This is a genomic window from Burkholderia sp. AU33423 (assembly GCF_002223135.1).
Taxonomy (GTDB): domain Bacteria; phylum Pseudomonadota; class Gammaproteobacteria; order Burkholderiales; family Burkholderiaceae; genus Burkholderia; species Burkholderia lata_D.
In genome coordinates this window covers 1,284,117-1,305,908 of the sequence record NZ_NKFH01000004.1, presented here as the reverse complement: position 1 = coordinate 1,305,908, position 21,792 = coordinate 1,284,117, and the positions used below count along the sequence as shown (strand labels likewise).

General features: G+C 66.1%; 20 protein-coding genes. 5 read left to right on the top strand and 15 right to left on the bottom strand.

The window, feature by feature from the left end; translation table 11 throughout:
* Window positions 1-88 precede the first annotated feature (88 nt).
* The 13 genes from CFB50_RS08845 to CFB50_RS08780 all read right to left on the bottom strand — a co-directional run bounded on the left by CFB50_RS08845 (window position 89) and on the right by CFB50_RS08780 (window position 16,574).
* Window positions 89-2,011 (bottom strand): PrkA family serine protein kinase, encoded by a 1,923-nt coding sequence (locus CFB50_RS08845; protein ID WP_043182748.1) that lies wholly within the window; start codon window positions 2,009-2,011, stop codon window positions 89-91.
* A 551-nt stretch (window positions 2,012-2,562) separates the two neighbouring features.
* A complete protein-coding gene (locus CFB50_RS08835) occupies window positions 2,563-4,329 on the bottom strand; it encodes a methyl-accepting chemotaxis protein (RefSeq protein ID WP_089445579.1) in 1,767 nt (588 codons plus the stop codon).
* Window positions 4,330-4,607: 278 nt separating this feature from the next.
* Window positions 4,608-5,537, bottom strand: coding sequence for a ribokinase (gene rbsK / locus CFB50_RS08830; RefSeq protein WP_089445578.1), 930 nt, complete (start codon window positions 5,535-5,537; stop codon window positions 4,608-4,610).
* Window positions 5,534-6,565 (bottom strand): LacI family DNA-binding transcriptional regulator, encoded by a 1,032-nt coding sequence (locus CFB50_RS08825; RefSeq protein WP_011351902.1) that lies wholly within the window; start codon window positions 6,563-6,565, stop codon window positions 5,534-5,536. The genes rbsK and CFB50_RS08825 overlap by 4 nt, the downstream gene beginning before the upstream one ends.
* A gap of 35 nt (window positions 6,566-6,600) precedes the next feature.
* The gene (locus tag CFB50_RS08820) at window positions 6,601-7,620 is read right to left on the bottom strand and encodes an ABC transporter permease (protein ID WP_089445577.1); all 1,020 of its coding nucleotides are present in this window, start codon (window positions 7,618-7,620) and stop codon (window positions 6,601-6,603) included.
* On the bottom strand, window positions 7,617-9,230 hold the full coding sequence (locus CFB50_RS08815) for a sugar ABC transporter ATP-binding protein (RefSeq protein WP_089445576.1): 1,614 nt from the start codon (window positions 9,228-9,230) through the stop codon (window positions 7,617-7,619). Before CFB50_RS08815 ends, CFB50_RS08820 begins: the two co-directional genes overlap by 4 nt.
* A gap of 145 nt (window positions 9,231-9,375) precedes the next feature.
* A complete protein-coding gene (locus CFB50_RS08810) occupies window positions 9,376-10,326 on the bottom strand; it encodes a sugar ABC transporter substrate-binding protein (RefSeq protein WP_089425352.1) in 951 nt (316 codons plus the stop codon).
* Between the two features lie 278 nt (window positions 10,327-10,604).
* On the bottom strand, window positions 10,605-10,991 hold the full coding sequence (locus CFB50_RS08805; RefSeq protein ID WP_089445575.1) for a DUF805 domain-containing protein: 387 nt from the start codon (window positions 10,989-10,991) through the stop codon (window positions 10,605-10,607).
* A gap of 514 nt (window positions 10,992-11,505) precedes the next feature.
* Window positions 11,506-12,432: a CysB family HTH-type transcriptional regulator gene (locus tag CFB50_RS08800; RefSeq protein ID WP_006484201.1), complete on the bottom strand. Its 927-nt coding sequence runs from the start codon at window positions 12,430-12,432 to the stop codon at window positions 11,506-11,508.
* A 75-nt stretch (window positions 12,433-12,507) separates the two neighbouring features.
* A complete protein-coding gene (locus CFB50_RS08795) occupies window positions 12,508-13,566 on the bottom strand; it encodes a sulfate/molybdate ABC transporter ATP-binding protein (protein WP_069247896.1) in 1,059 nt (352 codons plus the stop codon).
* Window positions 13,567-13,579: 13 nt separating this feature from the next.
* On the bottom strand, window positions 13,580-14,524 hold the full coding sequence (gene cysW / locus CFB50_RS08790; protein WP_089445574.1) for a sulfate ABC transporter permease subunit CysW: 945 nt from the start codon (window positions 14,522-14,524) through the stop codon (window positions 13,580-13,582).
* Window positions 14,521-15,414 carry a sulfate ABC transporter permease subunit CysT gene (gene cysT / locus CFB50_RS08785; RefSeq protein ID WP_089445573.1) on the bottom strand — a complete coding sequence of 298 codons (894 nt, stop codon included), beginning with the start codon at window positions 15,412-15,414 and terminating at the stop codon, window positions 14,521-14,523. The genes cysW and cysT overlap by 4 nt, the downstream gene beginning before the upstream one ends.
* A 122-nt stretch (window positions 15,415-15,536) precedes the next feature.
* On the bottom strand, window positions 15,537-16,574 hold the full coding sequence (locus CFB50_RS08780) for a sulfate ABC transporter substrate-binding protein (RefSeq protein ID WP_011351893.1): 1,038 nt from the start codon (window positions 16,572-16,574) through the stop codon (window positions 15,537-15,539).
* Between the two features lie 264 nt (window positions 16,575-16,838).
* On the opposite strand from CFB50_RS08780, the gene lexA reads away from it, so the two are divergent.
* From lexA to CFB50_RS08760, 3 genes are read left to right on the top strand one after another with little or no spacing between them, the layout of a single operon-like run.
* Complete coding sequence (lexA, locus tag CFB50_RS08770; RefSeq protein WP_009689103.1) at window positions 16,839-17,486, top strand: transcriptional repressor LexA; 648 nt, start codon at window positions 16,839-16,841, stop codon at window positions 17,484-17,486.
* A 25-nt stretch (window positions 17,487-17,511) separates the two neighbouring features.
* A complete protein-coding gene (locus tag CFB50_RS08765; RefSeq protein ID WP_006476078.1) occupies window positions 17,512-17,847 on the top strand; it encodes a hypothetical protein in 336 nt (111 codons plus the stop codon).
* A 29-nt stretch (window positions 17,848-17,876) separates the two neighbouring features.
* The gene (locus tag CFB50_RS08760) at window positions 17,877-18,587 is read left to right on the top strand and encodes a DUF2939 domain-containing protein (protein WP_089445572.1); all 711 of its coding nucleotides are present in this window, start codon (window positions 17,877-17,879) and stop codon (window positions 18,585-18,587) included.
* A gap of 97 nt (window positions 18,588-18,684) precedes the next feature.
* Here CFB50_RS08760 and CFB50_RS08755 read toward each other — a convergent pair whose 3' ends face one another.
* Window positions 18,685-19,182 (bottom strand): universal stress protein, encoded by a 498-nt coding sequence (locus CFB50_RS08755; protein WP_039358765.1) that lies wholly within the window; start codon window positions 19,180-19,182, stop codon window positions 18,685-18,687.
* A gap of 340 nt (window positions 19,183-19,522) precedes the next feature.
* Here CFB50_RS08755 and nodI point away from each other — a divergent pair, with 340 nt between their 5' ends.
* Together nodI and CFB50_RS08745 are read left to right on the top strand one after the other, a co-directional pair.
* On the top strand, window positions 19,523-20,437 hold the full coding sequence (gene nodI / locus CFB50_RS08750; protein WP_069247891.1) for a nodulation factor ABC transporter ATP-binding protein NodI: 915 nt from the start codon (window positions 19,523-19,525) through the stop codon (window positions 20,435-20,437).
* A 6-nt stretch (window positions 20,438-20,443) separates the two neighbouring features.
* Complete coding sequence (locus tag CFB50_RS08745) at window positions 20,444-21,277, top strand: ABC transporter permease (RefSeq protein ID WP_089445571.1); 834 nt, start codon at window positions 20,444-20,446, stop codon at window positions 21,275-21,277.
* Window positions 21,278-21,315: 38 nt separating this feature from the next.
* On the opposite strand, the gene CFB50_RS08740 is transcribed toward CFB50_RS08745, so the two are convergent.
* Window positions 21,316-21,738 (bottom strand): hypothetical protein, encoded by a 423-nt coding sequence (locus CFB50_RS08740; RefSeq protein WP_021157006.1) that lies wholly within the window; start codon window positions 21,736-21,738, stop codon window positions 21,316-21,318.
* Window positions 21,739-21,792: the final 54 nt, after the last annotated feature.

Here is a 21,792-nt window from a genome sequence, read left to right as displayed (position 1 = left end):
CTCGCCGCACATGCCGTCTCCCGTCATGCGGGCGGCGTCTCTGAAAACACCCGTACGGCGACGCCGTACGGGCGCGGTACCGCGCGCGTCATGACGACTTGCGCACGCGCAGGTACCAGTCGCAAAGCAGCCTCACCTGCTTCGGCGTATAGCCCTTCGCGACCATCCGGTTCACAAAGTCCTCATGCTTGCGCTGCTCCTCCGCCGAACCCTTGGCGTTGAACGAAATCACCGGCAACAGTTCCTCGGTGTTCGAGAACATTTTCTTCTCGATCACGACGCGCAACTTCTCGTAGCTCGTCCACACGGGGTTCTTGCCGGCATTCGCCGCCCGTGCACGCAACACGAAGTTCACGATCTCGTTGCGGTAATCCTTCGGATTACTGATGCCGGCTGGCTTCTCGATCTTCTCCAGCTCCGCGTTCAGCGCGGCGCGGTCGAAGCTCTCGCCCGTGTCGTGATCGCGGAATTCCTGGTCCTGGATCCAGAAGTCCGCATACGTGACGTAGCGGTCGAAGATGTTCTGGCCGTACTCCGAATACGACTCGAGGTAGGCCGTCTGGATCTCCTTGCCGATGAATTCCGCGTAGCGCGACGCGAGCACGTCCTTCACGAAGGACAGGTACTTCTGCTCGGTTTCCGGCGGGAACTGCTCGCGTTCGATCTGCTGTTCGAGCACGTACATCAGGTGCACGGGGTTGGCCGCGACCTCGCTCGAATCGAAGTTGAACACGCGCGACAGGATCTTGAACGCGAAGCGTGTCGACACGCCCGTCATCCCTTCGTCCACGCCCGCGTAGTCGCGGTATTCCTGGTACGACTTCGCCTTCGGATCGGTGTCCTTCAGGTTTTCGCCGTCATACACCTGCATCTTCGAGAACAGGCTCGAATTCTCCGGCTCGTGCAGGCGCGACAGCACCGAGAACTGCGACATCATCTTCAGCGTGCCGGGCGCGCAGACGGCCTCGGCCAGCGACGAGTTGCGGATCAGCTTCTCGTAGATCTTGGTTTCTTCCGAAACGCGCAGGCAGTACGGCACCTTCACGACGAAGATCCGGTCGAGCAGTGCCTCGTTGTTGCGGTTGTTGCGGAACGCCTTCCACTCCGACTCGTTCGAGTGCGCGAGGATGATCCCGTCGAACGGAATCGCGCCGAAGCCCTCGGTGCCCTTGAAGTTGCCTTCCTGCGTGGCGGTGAGCAGCGGATGCAACACCTTGATCGGCGCCTTGAACATTTCGACGAACTCGAGCAGCCCCTGGTTCGCCAGGCACAGACCACCCGAGTAGCTGTACGCGTCGGCGTCGTCCTGCGCGTACTGTTCGAGCTTGCGGATATCGACCTTGCCGACCAGCGACGAGATGTCCTGATTATTCTCGTCACCCGGCTCCGTCTTCGCGATGCCGACCTGCCGCAGGATCGACGGATAGCGGCGCACCACGCGGAACTGGCGGATGTCGCCGTTGTATTCGTGCAGCCGCTTGACGGCCCACGGACTCAGGATGTTCTTCAGGTAGCGGCGCGGAATGCCGTACTGTTCCTCGAGGATCGGGCCGTCTTCGTCGTAGTCGAACAGCCCGAGCGGCGACTCGTTGACGGGCGACCCCTTCAGCGAATAGAACGGCACGCGCTCCATCAGTTGCTTCAGACGCTCGGCGATCGACGACTTGCCGCCGCCCACCGGGCCAAGCAGATAGAGGATCTGCTTCTTCTCTTCGAGCCCTTGCGCAGCGTGGCGGAAATAGGCGACCACCTGCTCGATCACCTCCTCCATTCCGTAGAACTCACGGAATGCGGGATAGACCTTGATGACCTTGTTCGCAAAGATCCGCGACAGGCGCGGCTCGTTGCGGGTATCGATGTGTTCAGGTTCCCCGATTGCTGCCAGCATGCGTTCACCAGCCGTCGCGTACGCGGATGGATCGTTCTTGCAGAGCGCGAGATACTCCTCCAGCGAGAGCTCTTCCTCTCGCGTTTTTTCGAAGCGGTTCGCGAAGCTGCTGTAAATATCCATGCTACCTCCCTCGCCTGAGTCTGAAGACGTGCCTGCCTTCGTACGACTGCGCAGAAGCAAGCGCGTTCGAATTCATCCTAAACCCTTTCTTATTTTTTTTCACGAACTCTTCGTATGAAGTTCGTCATTCTCGACAACACCGCTTGGACAACACATTTCGTCGTTTTACAATCGACGTCCCGAGCCGCAGAAACTGCATCCGTCGCGTCTCGTCGAACAACGGAACGTCTTGTGTGTTGGACACATCCGACGTCGTCGCCTCCCCCTTCATCCCTATACGTTCGAGCGGTCGTTTTCGACGACACGTTGCGTGCGCCGTTACAAATTTTTTTCGCAGCGCCCTTACGGAAATACCCGTACGACGGATGCGGGAACATGGCACACAACCTGTGCACGCATCCTTCGATGCAGGTTTCACTGTGCATGCGACGTTGCACGATCGTCATTCATGACGTCGCCATGTCACATTTTCCCGTCGCAGAAACGACGACGCCCGCAGGTCGCGGGCGTCGTTCGTCACCAAATGGGGATAGATGCGCGGCGCGCGCGAATCAGAAGGTTTCCCAATCGTCCGCGTCAGCGGTAGCGGCCGTTTGCGCGGGCGCCGCAGCAGCAGCGGCGGGCTTGCGTACCGGCGCCGCTGCGGCGACGCGTTTCGGCGGTGCGTCGCGATCGTCGCGCGCAGCCGCCTGGACGGGCACCGCAACCGTGGCGGCCACCGCACGCGGTGCGTGACGCACTGCAACCGGCGCCGCGCCGCCCGGGCGAGCCGTGTCTTCATCGAGCTGGAAGACCGCGGCCGTTTCACGCAGGCGCCCGGCCTGTTCGTCGAGCGATTGCGCGGCAGCTGCGGCTTCCTCGACGAGCGCCGCATTCTGCTGCGTGACCTCGTCCATCTGCGCGACCGCGCGCGCCACCTGGTCGATCCCGCCGCTCTGTTCCTCCGACGCCGCCGCGATCTCGCCCATGATGTCCGTCACGCGCTGCACCGCACTGATCACGTCGCTCATCGTGCGCCCTGCTTCGTCGACCAGCGTGGAACCCGACCGAATGCGCTCCACCGATGCGTCGATCAGCACCTTGATCTCCTTGGCCGCGGTCGACGACCGCTGGGCCAGGCTGCGCACCTCGCCCGCGACGACCGCGAAACCGCGGCCTTCCTCGCCTGCCCGCGCGGCTTCGACTGCCGCATTCAGCGCAAGAATGTTGGTCTGGAACGCGATTCCTTCGATGATCGCGATGATGTCCGCGATCTTCGCCGAGCTGTCGTTGATCTCGCCCATCGTGCCGACCACCTGGCCGACCACCGTATTGCCCTTGTTTGCAATCTCCGACGCGTTCGCGGCCAGCGAACTCGCCTGGCGTGCATTGTCCGCGTTCTGTTTCACGGTGCCGGTCAGCTGCTCCATGCTCGACGCGGTTTCCTGCAGCGCCGCGGCCTGTTCCTCGGTGCGCGACGACAGGTCGATGTTACCGGCCGCGATCTGGCGCGCCGCGGTCGCGATCGACTCGCTGCCGCCGCGCACGGTGCGCACCGTGTCGACGAGCCCGCGCTGCATCTTGCCGAGGCCCTCGAGCAGCTGGCCCATCTCGTCACGGCGATCCACGACGATCGGCCGGCGCAGGTCGCCGGCGGCAATCGCATCGAAATGCGCGAGCGCGTCGGCGATCGGACGGCCGATCGCGCGGCTCAGCGTCAGCCACGACACGACCGCGGCGCCGAAGCCGGCCACCAGCGTGACGATCGCCAGCACGCGCAGCGTGTCGTATACCGATTCCGCGTGATCGAAGCCTGCTTGCGCATCCGTGAACTGGAAGTTGCGCAGCGCCTCGCTTGCCGTCGCGAGGTCGTTGAAGCTCGCCTGGAGCCGCTTCGCGCCGTCGCCGATCCGGTCGGCCTGATTCGCCCCGACCACGCTCGCGAACGCGTCGCACTCGCGCTGCAGCGCCTGCCGCTTCGCGGCGACGTCCTGGGCGATCCGGTCTTCCTCCGGGCCGCGCGGCAACGCGAGGTATTTCTGCCACCACGCGTCGGACTGCGCGCGCATCCCGCGGCTTCGCTCGACTGCGGCGGCCGCGTCGGGCGTGCCGGCCAGGAGTGCCGCACGGTCGAGCGCAAGGCGTTCACGCGCGGCGTAGATATCGGCCACCGACACATCGACCGCGCTCGGCATCTGGTTCGTGAAAATTTCGCGCGTCGCATCGTTCGCGCGTGTCATGCCGTACACGCCGAGCCCGCCGATCACCCCCAGGAGCACCGCCAGAAACGCCATCGTGAGACCGATGCGCGCACGAATCGTCAGGTTTTTGAACACCATCATCCTTCCTGTGTTGCGTCGTGATGGACGGGACGGACCCGTCGCTTCGAAGCATTGCTTCTCCCGATGCATTTACGACCATGCACCGCACAACTTGATGGTGTTTCCGTTATTTTTTCGAATTATTTGTCTGTTTATTACAAATAGCTGAACGAATAATGCACGTTTCAGCGTGTACTGGAAGCCAAGCAATGGGAGGCGCTCCACTGCCGGCGAGCGTCGTGGAGACGCGGCCGGCCGTCGTCTGCGACGAACCGGCCGCGATGCGTGATCAGGCCCTATCCGGCCAGTTCTGCAAGCGTTGGAATCGACGGTTGCGCGCCCGCTCGCGTGACCGACAGTGCCGCTGCACGTTGCGCGAAGCGGATGGCCGTGTCGACGTCCGCGCCGGCCGCAAGCCGTGCGGAAAAGCCGCCGATGAAGGTATCGCCGGCCGCGGTCGTGTCGACGGCCTGCACGGCCGGCGCCGGATAGTGCCGCGCCGCGCCATCGGCCGTCAGCGCCAGCACGCCGCGCGCGCCCAGCGTCACCAGCACGTTGCGCGCGCCGCCTGCCTGCAGCACGCGCGCGGCGGCTTCCGCCTCCGCCGGGTCGCGCACCGGCAGCGCGGTCAGCGCGGCCGCCTCGACCTCGTTCGGGATCAGGTAATCGACGAGCGGCAGCCAGCCGTCCGGCAACGGTGCGACGGCCGGGGCCGGATTGAGCACCACCGTGCGGCCGAGCCGACGCCCGGCCGACAGCGCCGCGAACACCGTGTCCGGCGGCGTCTCGAGCTGGCAGATCAGCACGTCGGCCGACGCCAGTGCGGCCTCGTGCCGGGCAACCGTCTCGGTCGTGACCTCGCCGTTGCCGCCCGCGACGATCACGATCGCGTTCTGGCTCACATCGTCGACGACGATCAGCGCGACACCGGTCGACGCCGATGCGCTCGTCGCGAGCCCTGTACAGTCGATCCCCTCGGCTTCGAGCCCCGCGCGCAGGGCCGCGCCGTGGGCATCCGCGCCGACGCAACCGATCATCGCGACCTGCGCGCCGAGCCGGGCGGCCGCGACGGCCTGGTTGCCGCCCTTGCCGCCCGCCGCCTGCGCGAACGCGTGACCGGCGAGCGTTTCGCCCGGAAGCGGCAGGCGCGGCGCGCGCACGACGAGATCCATGTTGAGGCTGCCGACCACCGTCACGCGGCCGGCGCCTGCCACGGGCGCCGTCATGCGCGACCGCCGGAGGCCGGCGGCTCGCGGTAGATCGCCGTCGATTCGCGCAGCACGAGGCGCGGCGACACGACGCGGCGGCGGCTCGGCACGGCGGTCGAGCCGCCGCCGATGCGCTCGATCAGCGTCTGCGCGGCCATTTCGCCGAGCGCGCGCACCGACTGGCCGACCGTCGACAGGGCCGGATACGTGTAGCGGGAGAATTCGATGTCGTCGAACCCGATGATCGAACAGTCGTCGGGCACGCGCATGCCGCGCTCAGCCGCCGCGCGCAGCGCGCCGACGCCCATCAGGTCGTTGCCCGCGAAGATCGCGCTCGGCCGCACCGATTCGAACAGCCGCGACGCCGCGTGATAACCGCCGAGGCACGAGAAGTCGCTTTCCGCGATCGCGCCCGGCACGATGTCGACCCCGCGCTCGGCCATCGCGCGGATGAAGCCGTGCACGCGCATTGCGCTGACCGCCGTGTCGGTCGGCCCCGTGATGCAGCCGATCTTCGCGTGCCCGAGCTCGAGCAGATGGCGCGTCGCCAGGTACGCTCCGCGCTCGTGGTCGATCTGCACCAGGTCGGCCGCGAGCCCCTCGATATTGCGGTCGACGACGACGAGCGGCGCGTGGATATCCGCAAGCGTCTGCGCGAGCACCGCATCCTCGCCCGCCGATGCGACGATCAGCCCGTCGATGCGCTTTTCCTGCAGCACGCGCAAGTAGTTGCGCTGCTTGACGGGATCGTCGTCCGAGTTGCAGAAGAACACGCAATAGCCGTTGGCCGCGCACTGGTCCTCGATCCCGCGCGCGAGCTCCGCGAAGTACGGGTTCGTGCTGTTCGGCACGACGAGGCCGATGGTCGCCGTCGCACGCGCCTTCAGCGAGCGTGCCACGGCCGACGGCACGTAATTCAGCTCGCGGATTGCGCCCTCGACCTTCGCACGCACATCCGCGGACACCGGCCGCGAATTGTTCACCACGTGCGAGACGGTCGTAAACGACACGCCCGCCATGGCCGCCACATCCTTGATCGTCGCCATTTCCCGTTTCTCTCTGGTCTGTTCTGTCTGTCTTTCTACCGCACGCGTGTGCGCCGGCTGCGATACGTATCGAGCACGACCGCCACCACGATCACCGCCCCGGTGATGATCCGTTTCGTCGGCTCGTTCGCACCGATCTGCGCCAGCCCCGCGGCCAGCACGGAGATGATCAACACGCCAAAGAACGTGCTGATCACCGAGCCGCGCCCGCCCATCAGGCTCGTGCCGCCAATCACGACGGCGGCGATCACCTGAAGTTCGAGACCGACGCCCGCATTCGGGTCGGCCGCCTCGAGCCGCGAAATCTGGAACAGCGACGCCAGCCCTGCGAGGGCGCCCATCAATGCGAATACGAGAATTTTATACGGCCTCGGGTTAACCCCTGCAAGTCGGACCGCTTCTTCGTTCGTGCCGATCCCGACGAGATAGCGTCCGAACACGGTCCGCGTCAGCACGAACTGGGCGGCGATCATCACCGCGACCGCGATCAGGAACGCCGGCGAGATGCCGAGCGCGATCGGGTTCGACAGGAAATCGAATGCGTCGCCGATGTAGGCCGTGCGCGAATTCGTCAGCTGGTATGCGAGGCCGCGCGCGGCCTCCAGCACGCCGAGCGACACGATGAACGACGGGATTCGCCAGCCGACCGTGACCGCGCCCGTCAGCGCGCCCGTCGCGGTCGCGACCGCGATGCCGATCAGCGCGGCCGGCAGCGGCCCCCACTGCCATTTCAGCGCGGCGACGCTGACCATCGACGCGGCGAGCGCGAGCACCGAGCCGACCGACAGGTCGATCCCGGCGATGATCAGCACGAAGGTCATCCCGACCGACATCACGACGAGATCGGGAATCTGGTTCGCAATCGTGCTGAACGTATCGTAGGTCAGGAAATGCGAGCTCAGCACCGAAAACAGCGCAATCATCGCGGCGAGTGCACCGGCGAGCCCGAGGTAGTTCGACAGGCCGAGCCGTGTGCCGGACAGCGTGCGCGCACGGCGCCCCGTCAGGTCCTGCTGCGCGCCTGCGTCGGTCGGGGTTACGGGAGGCTGGGTCATTGCTGTCGTCCTGTATTCGAAGTACCGGGAGCGGCGCCTGGCGCCTGCCCCGCGTCCGGATGCTGCGCGCCGCCCGGCGGCGTCTCGCGGCCGAAGCCGGCGAACGCCGCGGCCAGCAGCGCATCCTGGGTCCAGTTGCCGCGCTCGAACACGGCGGTCATGCGCCCGGCCGACATCACGCCGATCCGGTCGCAGATCAGCATCAGCTCGCGCAGGTCGCTCGACACGACGACGAGCGCGCGGCCTTCGCGCGCGAGCGCGCCCATCAACGTGTAGATCTCGAACTTTGCGCCGACGTCGATCCCGCGCGTCGGCTCGTCGAACAGCAGCACGCCCATGTCGCGTGCGAGCCAGCGGCCGATCACGACCTTCTGCTGGTTGCCGCCCGACAGTTCGCCGACCGCCTGCGTCGCGCCGTGCGTGCGGATCCGCAGCGCGTCGATCTGCTGCTCGGCGAGCGCCGTTTCGCGCGCCCCGTCGACGATCCCGCCGCGCGCGAGCCGGTCGAGCTGGCCGAGCGACACGTTCGCGGTGATCGACTGCGTCAGCAGCAGCCCTTCGCCCTTGCGATCCTCGGTGATCAGCGCGATGCCTTGCTTCACCGCCTCGACGGGCGAACCGATCCGCACCGGCTTCGGCGGCTGGCCGATCGCGATCGTCCCCGCGTCCGGCGCGTCCGCGCCGTAGATCAGCCGCAGCAGCTCGGTACGTCCCGCACCGATCAACCCCGAGATGCCGAAGATCTCGCCCGCGCGCACCTCGAGCGACACGTCGCGCACCGCCGTCCCGCGGGTGAGGCCCGACACGACGAGCCGCGGCGCGCCGATACGACGCTCGCCGAGATCGATGTGCTCGCCGATCTCGCGCCCGACCATCAGCGTGACGAGCCCGTCGGACGTCGTCGCCGCCATGTCGCCCGCATGGACGAGCCGGCCGTCGCGCAGCACCGCGACGCGCTCGGCGACCCGCGCGAGTTCCTCGAGCCGGTGCGAGATGTAGACGATCGCGACGCCGCGCGCCTTCAGCCGGTCGATCTGCTCGAACAGCAGCTCGACTTCACGCGCGGTCAGCATCGCGGTCGGTTCGTCGAGAATCAGCACGCGGCAGTCGCCGATCAGGTTGCGCGCGATCTCGACCATTTGCTGGTGGCCGATGCCGAGCGCGCCTACCGGCGTATCGGGGTCGACCGTGTCGAGCCCGACCTGCGCCATCGCGGCCCGCGCATCGTCGCGCAGCCGCGCGCGATCGATGATCCCGAAACGCCGCGGCAGGCGGTTCAGGAACAGGTTTTCGGCAACCGTCAGTGTCGGCAGCAGGTTCAACTCCTGCATCACCATGCGCACGCCGAGTGCCTCGGCCTGCGTGCGGCTCGCCGGCGCATACGGCTTGCCACCGAGCTGCATCGTGCCGGCGGTCGGTTCGACGAGCCCACCGATGATCTTCGACAGCGTGCTCTTGCCGGCGCCGTTCTCGCCCGTCAACGCAAGCGCGTGGCCCGCCTCGAGCGTCAGCGTGACGTCGGCGAGCACGGGTTCGGCGTAGGTCTTGCCGACGCCGGATACGGACAGCACGGGAGTGGCTGCGCGGGAGGGTTGGAAAGTCGGGTCCATCGCGATCCTGGTTGCGGCCGCGCGCACGCGGCGCGCGGGTGTGACGCTCACAAGTGCATGTGCATGCAGTGGCCGTGATCGCGCTCACCTCGGATAACGGCCGCCGCGCGAGATTCTTGAGAGCGGCGGCCGCATCGGGGCTGCGTCACTTCGTCACGAGATCCACCGGCGTCTCGACCACGCCCGACATGTCGGCCTGCTTGCGATGCTCGGCAATCGCCTTGAGCGCCGTGTCGATACCGAACACGGCCTGCTTCGCCGCGTACTGATCGGCGGTCGCGAGCACGCGGCCGTCCTTCAGCATCGGCTTGATCGCGTTGATGTTGTCGTAGCCGACCACGAGCACCTTGCCCTGCTTGCCGGCCGCGCGCACGGCCGACACGGCGCCGATCGCCATGTTGTCGTTGCCGCACAGCAGCGCCTTCAGGTTCGGGTATTCGTTGAGCATCGCGGCGGCGACCGCATTGCCCTTGTCGATCTCCCATTCGCCGGACTGCACCGACACGACCTTCATCCCGCCCGCCTTCATCGCGTCCTGGAAGCCGGCCGTGCGTTGCTGCGCATTGGTCGTCGTCGACACGCCTTCGACGATGCCGACCTGGTCGCCCGCCTTCAGCCGCTTCGCGAGGTAATCGCCGATCTTGCGCGCGCCCTTGCGGTTGTCCGGGCCGACGAACGGCACGTTCAGGTTCTTCGACTTCAGCACGTCGGGATCGAGCCGGTTGTCGATGTTCACGACGACGATGCCCGCGTCGACCGCCTTCTTCACGACCGGCACGAGCGCCTTCGAATCCGCCGGCGCGAGCACGATCGCGTCGACCTTCGACACGATCATCTGCTCGACGATGCGGATCTGGTTCGCGGTGTCGGTCTCGTCCTTGATGCCGTTGGTGATCAGGTCGAACTGGCCCGCGTTGTGTTTCTGGTATTCCTTCGCGCCCGTTTCCATCGTCAGGAAGAACTCGTTGGCGAGCGACTTCATCACGAGCGCGACCTTCGGCTTGGCTGCAGATTGCGCGTGGACGGCCGGTGCGGCGGCAACCGCGACGGCGGCGAGCGCGGCGGTCAGGAAGCGACGGCGAAAGAGGACATTCATACTCATCTCCTGGCGACCGGCCCCCAAGGGCCGGACTATTGTTTGACTGTTGTTTTAATGTGAGCAAACGTTTGCGCCACACTACCCGGGCAATGGCCATCGATGCTGCTGTCGGTACCACGGAATGGAAGCGAGGCAGACGGCCGACTGCCTGGCGCGTGCTGTTGTTGACGCGCCGCCGCCGGCGGGACGCCGGCGGAGTGAAGGCTATGCTGTACCGATTCGCGTCGGTGTGCAACCTGTCTGATCAATATTTAAGGGTTTATTCGGAGCGCGAGTCACGCCGGGTCCCGCGGCGCCGGTTCGTCTTCATCGGCCGACGGCGGCTCGCCGAAGCGGTTCGCATGCGGCGTGCCGGCGATGAAGCCGTTCATCACGAACAACGCAAGCGCACCGACGATCGGCACGAACAACAGCAGCATCCACCATCCCGACTTGTCGATGTCGTGCAGCCGCTTCACGCCGACCGCAATCGACGACCACACCGCGACGACCGCGATGACGACGACCACCAGCATCACCAGCAGCGGCAGATCGTCTTCCGGCGCACTGCGCGAATTCGCATCGAAAATCGCACTGAGCACCGTGGAAACCAGCGCGTAGATCCACCACGGCAGGCGCCCGATCCGGCCTTCGAAGGAGAAGAGAAACCATTTCAGGTTCATTGTTTACCTCTTCGTCACGCGTGTTGCGTGCTGCGCGATATGTCTCCGAGCGTGTCGGGACCGGCAATCCGCATGCCTTGTTTTGTGAAGGTGGACGGGCTGCCGGCTTCGCCTTTCGCACTGTCTCCCGGTGTTACGCATTGCGTCGCTGATGCGATCCGGCCGGCAGGATGGCGGCCAAGGGACGGCCCGAGCGCACGTCGCCCGGCATTCACGCGCATTGAATCACATTTGCCGGCCGATGGATCGCTCGATGCGGCAAATGGCCGAACCCGAAACGAGGCGTACACGCGCACCCTCTTGTGTTCTTGTCGTCGTGCCGGCAAGCGAATACATGTCGTTCGCCGCGTGCGGCGAAGAGGCTGACGGGAAACCGCGATGGCGGTCGATGATACGGTGAGTCGAACTACCCAGGCAGCGGCGGATCGCCTGCCGCTCCCCAATACATGACAACCCGCGCCGGTACGTCGCGCCATCCGCCGTGAGCGCGCGGATGGCGCACGGCGCGCCGTCGTCAAACGGCTTCGCGCAACAGCCCCGCGATTTCTGCTTCGTTCAGGTGCGGCGCGAACATCTCGATCAGCCGGTATGCGTATGCGCGCAGGAACGCGCCCTTGCGCAGCCCGACCCGCGTCGTGCTCGCCTCGAACAGGTGCTGCGTATCGAGCGCGACGAGCCCCGTGTCGCGCTGCGGATCGTAGGCCATCGCCGCGACCACGCCGATCCCCATGCCGAGCTCGACATAGGTCTTGATCACGTCCGCGTCGATCGCGGTCAGCACGACGTCGGGCACGGCGCCCGCCTGCGTGAACGCCTGGTCGATATGCGAGCGGCCCGTGAAGTCCTGGTCGTACGTGATGATCGGGTACTCGGCGATTTCCTCGAGCGTCAGGTTCTCGCGGCCGACGAGCGGATGGCCCTTCGGCACGACGACCGTGTGGTGCCACGAATAGCACGGGAACGTGACGATGTCCGGATAGCGGTCGAGCGCTTCGGTCGAGATGCCGAGATCGGCCTCGCCGTTCAGGATCATCTGCGCGATCTGCTGCGGGCTGCCCTGACGCAGCGCGAGATGCACCTTCGGGAACACGTCGGTGAACTGGCGGATCACCTTCGGCAGTGCGTAGCGCGCCTGCGTGTGCGTCGTCGCGACGACGAGGTGGCCGCTGTCCTGGTCGGCGAACTGGCGCGCGACGCGGCGCAGGTTCTCGGCGTCGAGCAGCATCCGCTCGATCAGCTGATGCACGGCCTTGCCGGGCTCCGTGAGCCCCGTCAGCCGCTTGCCGCGCCGGATGAAGATGTCGACGCCCAGCTCATCCTCGAGATCCTTGATCTGCTTCGACACGCCCGACTGCGACGTGTACAGCACGTTCGCGACTTCCGTCAGGTTCATGTTCTGGCGCACCGCTTCGCGCACGAACCGCAATTGCTGAAAATTCATGGGTATGCCTCTTAGGCTGTCGTTGTTTGATTGTCGATTCGGAGCATGTTCCGCCCCCTGCCCTGTATTTGCTCGTCAACGCGCGGGAAACACACGCACCGCGCGCGGCACGGCCGTCGCACCGTCGCCGACCTGCAGCGACAGCGCCCGCCATGCGTCGCGATCGAGTTCGGCCTCGAGCGCGCCGCCCGCACGCGCCTCGAGCTCCACGCGCACCGAGCCGCCGAGCGGGATCACGCGGCGCACGTCCACCGCGATGCCGTCGCGGTGCCCTTCGCCGACCGGCCACAGCTGAAGGTCGTGCGGGCGCACATAGGCGTTCGCGGGACCGGCGAAATCGGCGTCGACCTCGATCGGCGCGGCCGCCCCCTCGGCGACGAAGCCGCGCCCGGCGACCGTGCCCGGCAACCGGTTGGCCGCACCGAGGAACTCGTAGACGAATGCGCTCTGCGGATGATCGTAGACGTCCTGCGGGCTGCCGACCTGCTCGACGTGGCCGCGGTTCAGCACGACGATGCGGTCCGCGACTTCCAGCGCCTCCTCCTGGTCGTGCGTGACGAAGATCGTCGAGATGTGCAGGTCGTCGTGCAGACGACGCAACCAGCCGCGCAGCTCCTTGCGGACCTTCGCGTCGAGCGCGCCGAACGGCTCGTCGAGCAGCAGCACCTTCGGCTCGACCGCGAGCGCGCGGGCGAGCGCGATGCGCTGGCGCTGGCCGCCCGACAGCTCGGACGGATAGCGCTGCGCGAGCCAGTCGAGCTGCACGAGCTTCAGCAACTCGTGCACCTTCTCGCGGATCGCGCTTTCCGACGGCCGCTCGCGGCGCGGCTTCACGCGCAGCCCGAACGCGACGTTCTCGAAGACCGTCATGTGGCGGAACAGTGCGTAGTGCTGGAACACGAAGCCGACCTGGCGGTCGCGCGCGCCGACGGATGCCACGTCGAGCCCCTGCAGCACGACCTGGCCGGCGTCCGCGTGCTCGAGGCCCGCGATCACGCGCAGCAGCGTGGTCTTGCCGCAGCCGGACGGCCCGAGCAGCGCGACCAGCTCGCCCGGCGGGAAGTCGAGCGATACGTTGTCGAGCGCCGTGAAATCGCCGAAGCGCTTCTGAAGGTTACGGACGGTGATACCCATTCTGGTTGCCTCTTTACGATTTCGACGAAACGGCGCCGACGGGGCCGGCATGTGCGGGAACGGCGTCGTGCGCGTCGGCCAGTTCGGCCGCGAGATGACGCTCGGCGATCAGCTTCAGCGCGAGCGTGACGAGCGCGAGCAGCGCCAGCACCGACGCCACCGCGAACGCCGCCGCGAAGTTGTATTCGTTGTACAGGATCTCCACGTGCAGCGGCATCGTGTCGGTCACGCCGCGGATGTGGCCGGATACGACCGACACCGCGCCGAACTCGCCCATCGCGCGCGCATTGCACAGGATCACGCCATACAGCAGGCCCCACCTCACGTTCGGCAGCGTCACGCGGCGGAAGATCTGCCAGCCCGACGCGCCAAGCACGCGCGCGGCTTCTTCCTCGTCGGTGCCTTGCGCCTGCATCAGCGGAATCAGTTCGCGCGCGACGAACGGGAACGTGACGAAGATCGTCGCGAGCACGATGCCCGGCACCGCGAAGATGATCTGCACGTCGTGCTCCTGCAGCCACGGCCCGAGCCAGCCTTGCGCGCCGAACAACAGCACGTATACAAGGCCCGAGATCACCGGCGACACCGAGAACGGCAGGTCGATCAGCGTCGTCAGCAGCGCCTTGCCGCGGAATTCGAACTTCGCGATCGCCCACGATGCACACACGCCGAACACGAGGTTCAGCGGCACCGCGATCACGGCGACGGTCAGTGTCAGCTTGATCGCCGACCACGCATCGGGATCGGCCAGCGATTCGAAATAGAAGCCGACGCCCTTGCGCAGCGCCTCGACGAACACCGCGGCGAGCGGCACGACGAGGAAGAATGCGAGGAACGCCAGCGCGATGCCCGTGAGCAGCCAGCGAACGACGCGTGACTCGCTGACGGGGTCGAGCCGTTTCGCGGCGCGTGCGGCCGGCGACGGGGTTTTCAGCACGACGGTGGCCTCCTGGCTCATTGCTGGCCTCCTGCTGCGGTAGCGATGACGGCGGCGGGCGCGGGGCCGCTCGCGCCCTTGCTCGTGCGGCGCTGCAGATACCACTGCAGCGTGTTGATCAGCAGCAGCATCAGGAACGACACGACGAGCATCACGACCGCGAGCGCGGTCGCGCCCGCGTAGTCGTACTGCTCGAGCTTCGTGATGATGAGCAGCGACGTGATCTCGGATTTCATCGGCACGTTGCCGGCGATGAAGATCACCGAGCCGTATTCGCCGAGCGCGCGCGCGAACGAGAGCGCGAACCCGGTGAGGAGCGCCGGCAGCACGGCCGGCAGCACGACGCGGCGGAACGTCAGCCAGCGCGACGCGCCGAGGCACGCGGCGGCCTCTTCCTGCTCGCGCTCGAAATCCTCGAGCACCGGCTGCACCGTGCGCACGACGAACGGCAGCCCGATGAAGGTCAGCGCGACCAGCACGCCGGCCGGCGTGAACGCGATCTTGATGCCGAGCGGCGCCAGATACTGGCCGACCCAGCCGTTGGTCGCGTAAACGGCCGCGAGCGAAATGCCGGCGACCGACGTCGGAAGTGCAAACGGCAGGTCGACGATCGCATCGACGAGCCGCTTGAACGGGAACGTGTAGCGCACGAGCACCCACGCGACGAGGAAACCGAACACGGCGTTGATCAGCGCGCCGCCGAGCGCGGCGGAGAACGTCAGCCGGTACGACGCGAGCACGCGCGGCGACGTGACGGCGGTGACGAACTGCTCCCACGACAGTGTCGCGGTCTTCAGGAACGTGGCGGCGAGCGGTATCAGCACCACGAGGCTCAAATAGGCCACCGTGATGCCTAGCGTCACGCCGAAACCGGGCAGCGCGCTCGGCTTGCGAAAGGTGTACGTCGTCATCGGATGCTCTTGCTGGGTCGGTGCTGCTCATGGGTCCGACGCAAACGCCGGCGCAGTGAATCGCGCCGGCGGGCCGTCGGGGATGCGGCGCGCTATCGTGGCGCGCCGCTGTCGTTATGGCGTTACTGCGGCTTGTAGATCGAATCGAACACGCCGCCGTCCGCGAAATGCGTCTTCTGCGCATTCGTCCAGCCGCCGAAGGTATCGTCGACCGTGTACAGCTTCAGCTTCGGGAACTGCTTCGTCAGCTCCGCCGGCACGTTCTTCGAACGCGGCCGGTAGTAGTTGCGCGCCGCGATCTCCTGGCCCTGCGGGCTGTACAGGAAGTTCAGGTATGCATCGGCCAGCTTGCGCGTGCCCTTCTTGTCGACCACCTTGTCGACCACCGCGACGGGCGGTTCGGCCAGGATGCTCACCGACGGCACGACGATCTCGAACTTGTCGGTACCGAATTCCTTGACCGACAGGAATGCCTCGTTTTCCCATGCGATCAGCACGTCGCCGATCCCGCGCTGCACGAAGCTCGTGGTCGCGCCGCGCGCGCCCGAATCAAGCACACCGGCGTTCTTGTAGAGCTTCGTGACGAATTCCTTCGCCGTCTGCTCGTTGCCGCCCGGCTTGTGCACCGCATAGGCCCATGCGGCCAGGTAGTTCCAGCGCGCGCCGCCCGACGTCTTCGGATTCGGCGTGACGATCGAGATGCCCGGCTTGGTCAGGTCGTCCCAGTCCTTGATCCCCTTCGGATTGCCCTTGCGCACCAGGAACACGATCGTCGACGTGTACGGCGACGCGTTGTCGGGCAGGCGCTTCTGCCAGTCCTTGTTGACGAGCCCCTTGTTCGCGAGGGCATCGATGTCGTACGCGAGCGCCAGCGTGACGACGTCGGCCTGCAGGCCGTCGAGCACCGAGCGCGCCTGCGCGCCCGAACCGCCGTGCGACTGCTTGAAGTTGACGGTCTCGCCCGTCTTCGCCTTCCACTCCTTGCCGAACGCCTGGTTGAAGTCCTGATACAGCTCGCGCGTCGGGTCGTACGACACGTTCAGGAAGGTCGTATCGGCCTGTGCGTGCGTCGCGACGCCCAGCGCCGCCGCCGCGCCCAGCGCGAGTGTTGCGATCAGGCGGCCCACTCCGCCCACCAGCCCCGTGTTGCGCTTGCCCATCCTTGGTTCTCCAGTGTTGTCGGTATTGCGATGTCGGGCCAGTCTAACGAACGGGTTACATGATTAAAAATAATCGTTCCTTATTTTTTAATACTCAAAAGTGCTAACGCAGACGGGATGGACGGTTGTGGCGGATGAACCGGCGTCCGGGCGTCGTGAAATCGCGTCGGAACCGGCGTGATCGCGTCGAACCTCAAGTAACACTTGAAATTCGCGGACTACTGTATAAAAATACAGCTCACTGTCTATCCATACAGTTGAGCCATGACCAAACTCACCGCCCGTCAGCAGCAAGTGTTCGACTTGATCCGTCGCGCGATCGAGCGCTCCGGATTCCCGCCCACCCGTGCCGAGATCGCGGCCGAACTGGGCTTCAGTTCGCCGAATGCGGCCGAGGAGCACCTGCGCGCGCTGGCGCGCAAGGGTGTGATCGAGCTGGCCGCCGGCGCGTCGCGCGGCATCCGCCTGCTCGGCATCGACGATGCCCCGCACCAGTTCACGCTGCCGCACGCCGGCCTGATGCAGTTGTCGCTGCCGCTCGTCGGCCGCGTCGCAGCCGGTAGCCCGATCCTTGCGCAGGAGCACATCTCGCAGCATTACGCGTGCGATCCCGCGCTGTTCTCCAGCAAGCCCGACTACCTGCTGAAAGTGCGCGGCCTGTCGATGCGCGACGCCGGCATCCTCGACGGCGACCTCCTCGCCGTGCAGAAGCGCACGGAAGCGAAGGACGGCCAGATCATCGTCGCGCGCCTCGGCGACGACGTCACGGTCAAGCGCTTGATGCGCCGGCCTGGCGGTCTCGAACTGATCGCGGAGAACCCGGATTACGAAAACATCTTCGTCAAGGCCGGCAGCGCGGAATTCGCGCTGGAAGGCATCGCCGTCGGGCTGATTCGCTCGGGCGAACTCTGACATTCCGTCTCGCTAGGAGAACATCATGGAACGCCTTGCCCGTCTGCTGCCTTTCCGTCAATTCGGCCGCCTGCGTCACCTGCGCGGCCGCACGCCCTGCGCACCGCTGTCCGCGGCGGCGCCTGTGCAAGAAGAAGTCGCAGTCGAACGGCAGGCGTCCCTGCTGCCGTCGGCGCTACCCGCTTTCGCGCGGGTATCGCTGAACGCCGGCCTGAATCACGCCGAACCCGCGCGCCGTGCACCGGTGCGCGTCTATCACGGCCGTTCGCGCCTGATCATGGTCGGCACGATCGATGCCGTGTGCCGGATGATCGATCGCTGCATCGCAGAGGAACGATCGGCCACGCCAGGCGGTCTCTGATTGCGGAACATCCCCGCACCGGAGGCAACGTGACCGGATCTTCGGGCCGCGCATGGCGGCTCAAGCCCCTGCTGATCGCCGTGCTGGCCGTCGCCATCATTACGGCGATCGGCTATGCGTACGCGTCGCCGTACGTCGCGCTCGGTCGCCTGAAATCGGCGATCGATGCGCGCGATGCGCAAGCCATCAGTGAATATGTCGATTTCCCGTCGCTGCGCATCAGCCTGAAGCAGCAGGTCACGGAAGAGTTGATGCGCCGGATCGACGCGGTGAAGAAAAACAATCCGTTCGCGGTGATCGGCGCGCTGATCGGGTCGGCACTGATCGGCCCGCTGGTCGATGCGTACGCGACCCCGGAAGGCGTAGCCGCGCTGATGAGCGGATTGCCACCGCGTGGCAATCCAGGTGAGCGTCCACCCGAATGGTCGAATCTGCCGCCGGGCAGCAATGCGCCGGCTGCGCCTGCAGCCAATCCGGCTCCCCCGGCGAGCGCAGCCGCTCCGGGCAGCAATGCGGCCGCTCCAACTGCGTCATCGCCGCCACCCGCCGCTGCCGCACCGGCCAGCCCGGTCGATGCAACGCATACGCCGCACCAGCAGCAAACCAGCGCCGGGTACCGGAATATCGATGAATTCGTCGTGACCTACCAGCGCAGTGCCGACGGCACGCGCTATGCGGCGATATTCCACCGCTTCGGCCTGTTCTCGTGGAAGTTGTCCGCGATCGACATGCACGCTTGACCGGTCTTGAATGGCCGCGGTCAGCGCCCGGCCCACGGACGTGACACGACGCCCGACCGGCACGATTCGCCGGTCAGGCAGTCATCGAATCATTGGATCATTTGCCGTTCGCCGTGGCCGCTTCACGCTCCCGCGCGATTTCTTCCTTCTGCTCCTGCGCCGACGAACACGCAACCAGGATGCTGCAGTTCACGCGATCGAGCAGTTGCGTGTTGCCCGACCCCATCCACCATCTGGACAACCCGCTGCGGCACCGATGGCCGACGACGACGAGGTCGGCCTTCAGCTCCGTCGCGAGATTCGCGATTTCGTCGATCGGATAGCCGAACGCGAAATGGCCTTCGGCCTGCACACCGCGCTCGCGCAGCCAGTTCACCCCTTCCTGCAGGATTTCACGCGCGGTTTCCTCGAACCGGCCGCACGCGACGTCGGTCAGCAAACCCGCGCTCTGTGCAATGCTCGAGCGCATGTCGACCACCGACAGCAAATGCGTCTCGGCCTTCAGGTCCATCGCGAGATTGGCGCCACAACGCAGTGCCTTGCGTCCTTCGAGCGTGCCGTCGTAACACAGCAAAATCTTGTTGTAGCTAGCCATGAAACCTCCCTGTCGCAACACCGAGCCTACGCATTCATCATGGTGCGCCGCAATTCAGGACGCAAGGGATGGAAAACGCTGATTCGCCCCGCTCGGCTCGCGCGCGATGATGCAGTGCACGATCGGTGCGTCCATGCATCGCACCGTGCAGGCATGCCCTGAAGAGACGCAGCCGATGCACTAGAATGGCCCGTTCGTACTCCAGCGGGCCATCAGGCGCCGGCGTCGTGCGCTTCGGTCATGCCCGTGTGACACGCAATCGTCCGATCGGTTCGCCAACCGGCCATGCATCCGGCAGCTGCGGAACGCTTCCGCGCCCGCCTACAACGACAACATGCCCATGTCCGTTGCACCGATCGATTTCCGGAACGTCGAAAAGCGCTATGGCGACAAGCTCGTCGTCAACGGCCTGTCCTTCACCGTCCAGGCGGGTGAATGCTATGGCCTGCTCGGGCCGAACGGCGCCGGCAAGACCACCACGCTGAAAATGCTGCTCGGCCTCACGCATCCCGACGCAGGCACCATTTCGCTCTGCGGCGAACCGGTTCCATCGCGTGCGCGGCATGCACGCCAGCGCGTCGGAGTCGTCCCGCAGTTCGACAATCTCGACCCCGACTTCACCGTGCGCGAGAACCTGCTCGTCTTCAGCCGCTACTTCGGCATGTCGGCGCAGGCTGCGCACGCGCTCGTGAAGCCGCTGCTCGAATTCGCGAAGCTCGAGAACAAGGCCGATGCGAAGGTCGGCGAGCTGTCGGGCGGCATGAAGCGCCGCCTGACGCTCGCTCGCGCGCTCGTCAACGATCCCGATGTGCTGGTGCTCGACGAGCCGACGACGGGCCTCGACCCGCAGGCGCGTCACCTCATGTGGGAGCGGCTGCGCTCGCTGCTCGCGCGCGGCAAGACGATCCTGATCACCACGCACTTCATGGAAGAAGCCGAGCGCCTGTGCGACCGCCTGTGCGTGATCGAGGAAGGCCGCAAGATCGCCGAAGGCGCGCCGCACGCGCTGATCGAATCGGAGATCGGCTGCGACGTGATCGAGATCTACGGGCCCGATCCGGCCACGCTGCGCGACGAGCTGTCGGCATTCGCGAAGCACACCGAGATCAGCGGCGAGACGCTGTTCTGCTACGTGAGCGATCCGGAGCCGCTCAGTGCACGACTCAAGGGTCGCACGGGGTTGCGCTATCTGCATCGCCCGGCCAATCTTGAAGATGTGTTCCTGCGGCTCACGGGCCGCGAAATGCAGGACTGATCGATCATGGACGTCCGCAACTATTCCACCGCCGCGCCGTCGGCACCCCCGCGCGTGTCGCGCTTCGCGATCGCCATGCCCGCGAACGCGACCAACTGGATCGCCGTCTGGCGGCGCAACTATCTCGTCTGGCGCAAGCTCGCGCTCGCGTCGATGTTCGGCAATCTTGCCGATCCGATGATCTATCTGTTCGGGCTGGGGTTCGGGCTCGGGCTGATGCTCGGCCATGTCGACGGCGTGTCGTATATCGCGTTCCTCGCAGCCGGCACGGTCGGATCGAGCGTGATGATGTCCGCGAGCTTCGAGTCGATGTATTCGGGATTCTCGCGGATGCACGTGCAGCGCACGTGGGAAGCGATCATGCATACGCCGCTCGCGCTCGGCGACATCGTGCTCGGCGAGATCGTCTGGGGGGCCAGCAAGGCGATGCTGTCGGGGGCCGCGATCATGCTCGTCGCGGGGGCGCTCGGCTATGCGCGGTTTCCGTCGATGCTCGCGGCGCTGCCCGTGATCGCGCTCGCGGGCCTCGCGTTTGCCAGCATCGCGATGATCGTCACGGCGCTCGCGCCGTCCTACGATTTCTTCATGTTTTATCAGACGCTCGTGCTGACGCCGATGCTGCTGCTGTCGGGCGTGTTCTTCCCGATCACGCAGTTGCCGCCGATCGCGCAGCGTGCGGCGCAGGCGCTGCCGCTCGCGAATGCCGTCGAGTTGATCCGGCCCGCGATGCTCGGCCGGCCGGCGACCGACGTCGCGCTGCATGTCGCGGTGCTCACCGGTTACGCGGTCGGCGGATTCCTGCTGTCCGCGTGGCTGTTCCGGCGGCGGATGATGCGCTGACGGCCGGCGCACCAGGCGCCGGCTTCATGCGGACGACGTTACTCGTCGTCGTCGCTCCACGGGATCTCGACGTCGGTCAGGAACGCGACGGTCGCGAGCGGGCCGCCTTCCTGGCGGCCGAGCTTGCCGTCCGCGCGATGCCACTCCACGCGGAACTGCGTACCCGGATCGTCGGCCAGCAGATAGACCGTGCGCAGCTCTTCCTTGTCGGCTTCGTCCACCGGGCCGTCGAACGACACCAGCATCTTCTGCGGCCACAGGCCGTTGACCGGATCGTAGATGCGATCGCCTTGCGGAATGTCGATACTGGCCTCGACGCCGATCGTCGCGGAGGCCTCGATGATCATCGTGCCGAGTGCGTTCAGCACGGCAGTCGCCCGCGCGGAATTGGCCTGGCGGATCGCGAGATCGCCGCGCGTCAGCGCCTTTTCGAGTCGAGGATGGATCTTCGGTTGGGTCATGCGTTTTCCTGTTTGCTTCTTGTAAATGGCGCCGCACGGGTGAAACGGCGGCGC

What these genes read in the sequence shown, in the direction of transcription:
- cysT (WP_089445573.1), bottom strand. Translation starts at nt 15,414, where the DNA reads ATGACGACGTACACCTTTCGCAAGCCGAGCGCGCTGCCCGGTTTCGGC.
- nodI (WP_069247891.1), top strand. Translation starts at nt 19,523, where the DNA reads ATGTCCGTTGCACCGATCGATTTCCGGAACGTCGAAAAGCGCTATGGC.
- CFB50_RS08755 (WP_039358765.1), bottom strand. Translation starts at nt 19,182, where the DNA reads ATGGCTAGCTACAACAAGATTTTGCTGTGTTACGACGGCACGCTCGAA.
- CFB50_RS08815 (WP_089445576.1), bottom strand. Translation starts at nt 9,230, where the DNA reads ATGGACCCGACTTTCCAACCCTCCCGCGCAGCCACTCCCGTGCTGTCC.
- CFB50_RS08740 (WP_021157006.1), bottom strand. Translation starts at nt 21,738, where the DNA reads ATGACCCAACCGAAGATCCATCCTCGACTCGAAAAGGCGCTGACGCGC.
- CFB50_RS08820 (WP_089445577.1), bottom strand. Translation starts at nt 7,620, where the DNA reads ATGACCCAGCCTCCCGTAACCCCGACCGACGCAGGCGCGCAGCAGGAC.
- CFB50_RS08805 (WP_089445575.1), bottom strand. Translation starts at nt 10,991, where the DNA reads ATGAACCTGAAATGGTTTCTCTTCTCCTTCGAAGGCCGGATCGGGCGC.
- CFB50_RS08765 (WP_006476078.1), top strand. Translation starts at nt 17,512, where the DNA reads ATGGAACGCCTTGCCCGTCTGCTGCCTTTCCGTCAATTCGGCCGCCTG.
- CFB50_RS08810 (WP_089425352.1), bottom strand. Translation starts at nt 10,326, where the DNA reads ATGAATGTCCTCTTTCGCCGTCGCTTCCTGACCGCCGCGCTCGCCGCC.
- CFB50_RS08745 (WP_089445571.1), top strand. Translation starts at nt 20,444, where the DNA reads ATGGACGTCCGCAACTATTCCACCGCCGCGCCGTCGGCACCCCCGCGC.
- CFB50_RS08825 (WP_011351902.1), bottom strand. Translation starts at nt 6,565, where the DNA reads ATGGCGACGATCAAGGATGTGGCGGCCATGGCGGGCGTGTCGTTTACG.
- CFB50_RS08800 (WP_006484201.1), bottom strand. Translation starts at nt 12,432, where the DNA reads ATGAATTTTCAGCAATTGCGGTTCGTGCGCGAAGCGGTGCGCCAGAAC.
- CFB50_RS08795 (WP_069247896.1), bottom strand. Translation starts at nt 13,566, where the DNA reads ATGGGTATCACCGTCCGTAACCTTCAGAAGCGCTTCGGCGATTTCACG.
- CFB50_RS08845 (WP_043182748.1), bottom strand. Translation starts at nt 2,011, where the DNA reads ATGGATATTTACAGCAGCTTCGCGAACCGCTTCGAAAAAACGCGAGAG.
- cysW (WP_089445574.1), bottom strand. Translation starts at nt 14,524, where the DNA reads ATGAGCCAGGAGGCCACCGTCGTGCTGAAAACCCCGTCGCCGGCCGCA.
- rbsK (WP_089445578.1), bottom strand. Translation starts at nt 5,537, where the DNA reads ATGACGGCGCCCGTGGCAGGCGCCGGCCGCGTGACGGTGGTCGGCAGC.
- CFB50_RS08780 (WP_011351893.1), bottom strand. Translation starts at nt 16,574, where the DNA reads ATGGGCAAGCGCAACACGGGGCTGGTGGGCGGAGTGGGCCGCCTGATC.
- lexA (WP_009689103.1), top strand. Translation starts at nt 16,839, where the DNA reads ATGACCAAACTCACCGCCCGTCAGCAGCAAGTGTTCGACTTGATCCGT.
- CFB50_RS08835 (WP_089445579.1), bottom strand. Translation starts at nt 4,329, where the DNA reads ATGGTGTTCAAAAACCTGACGATTCGTGCGCGCATCGGTCTCACGATG.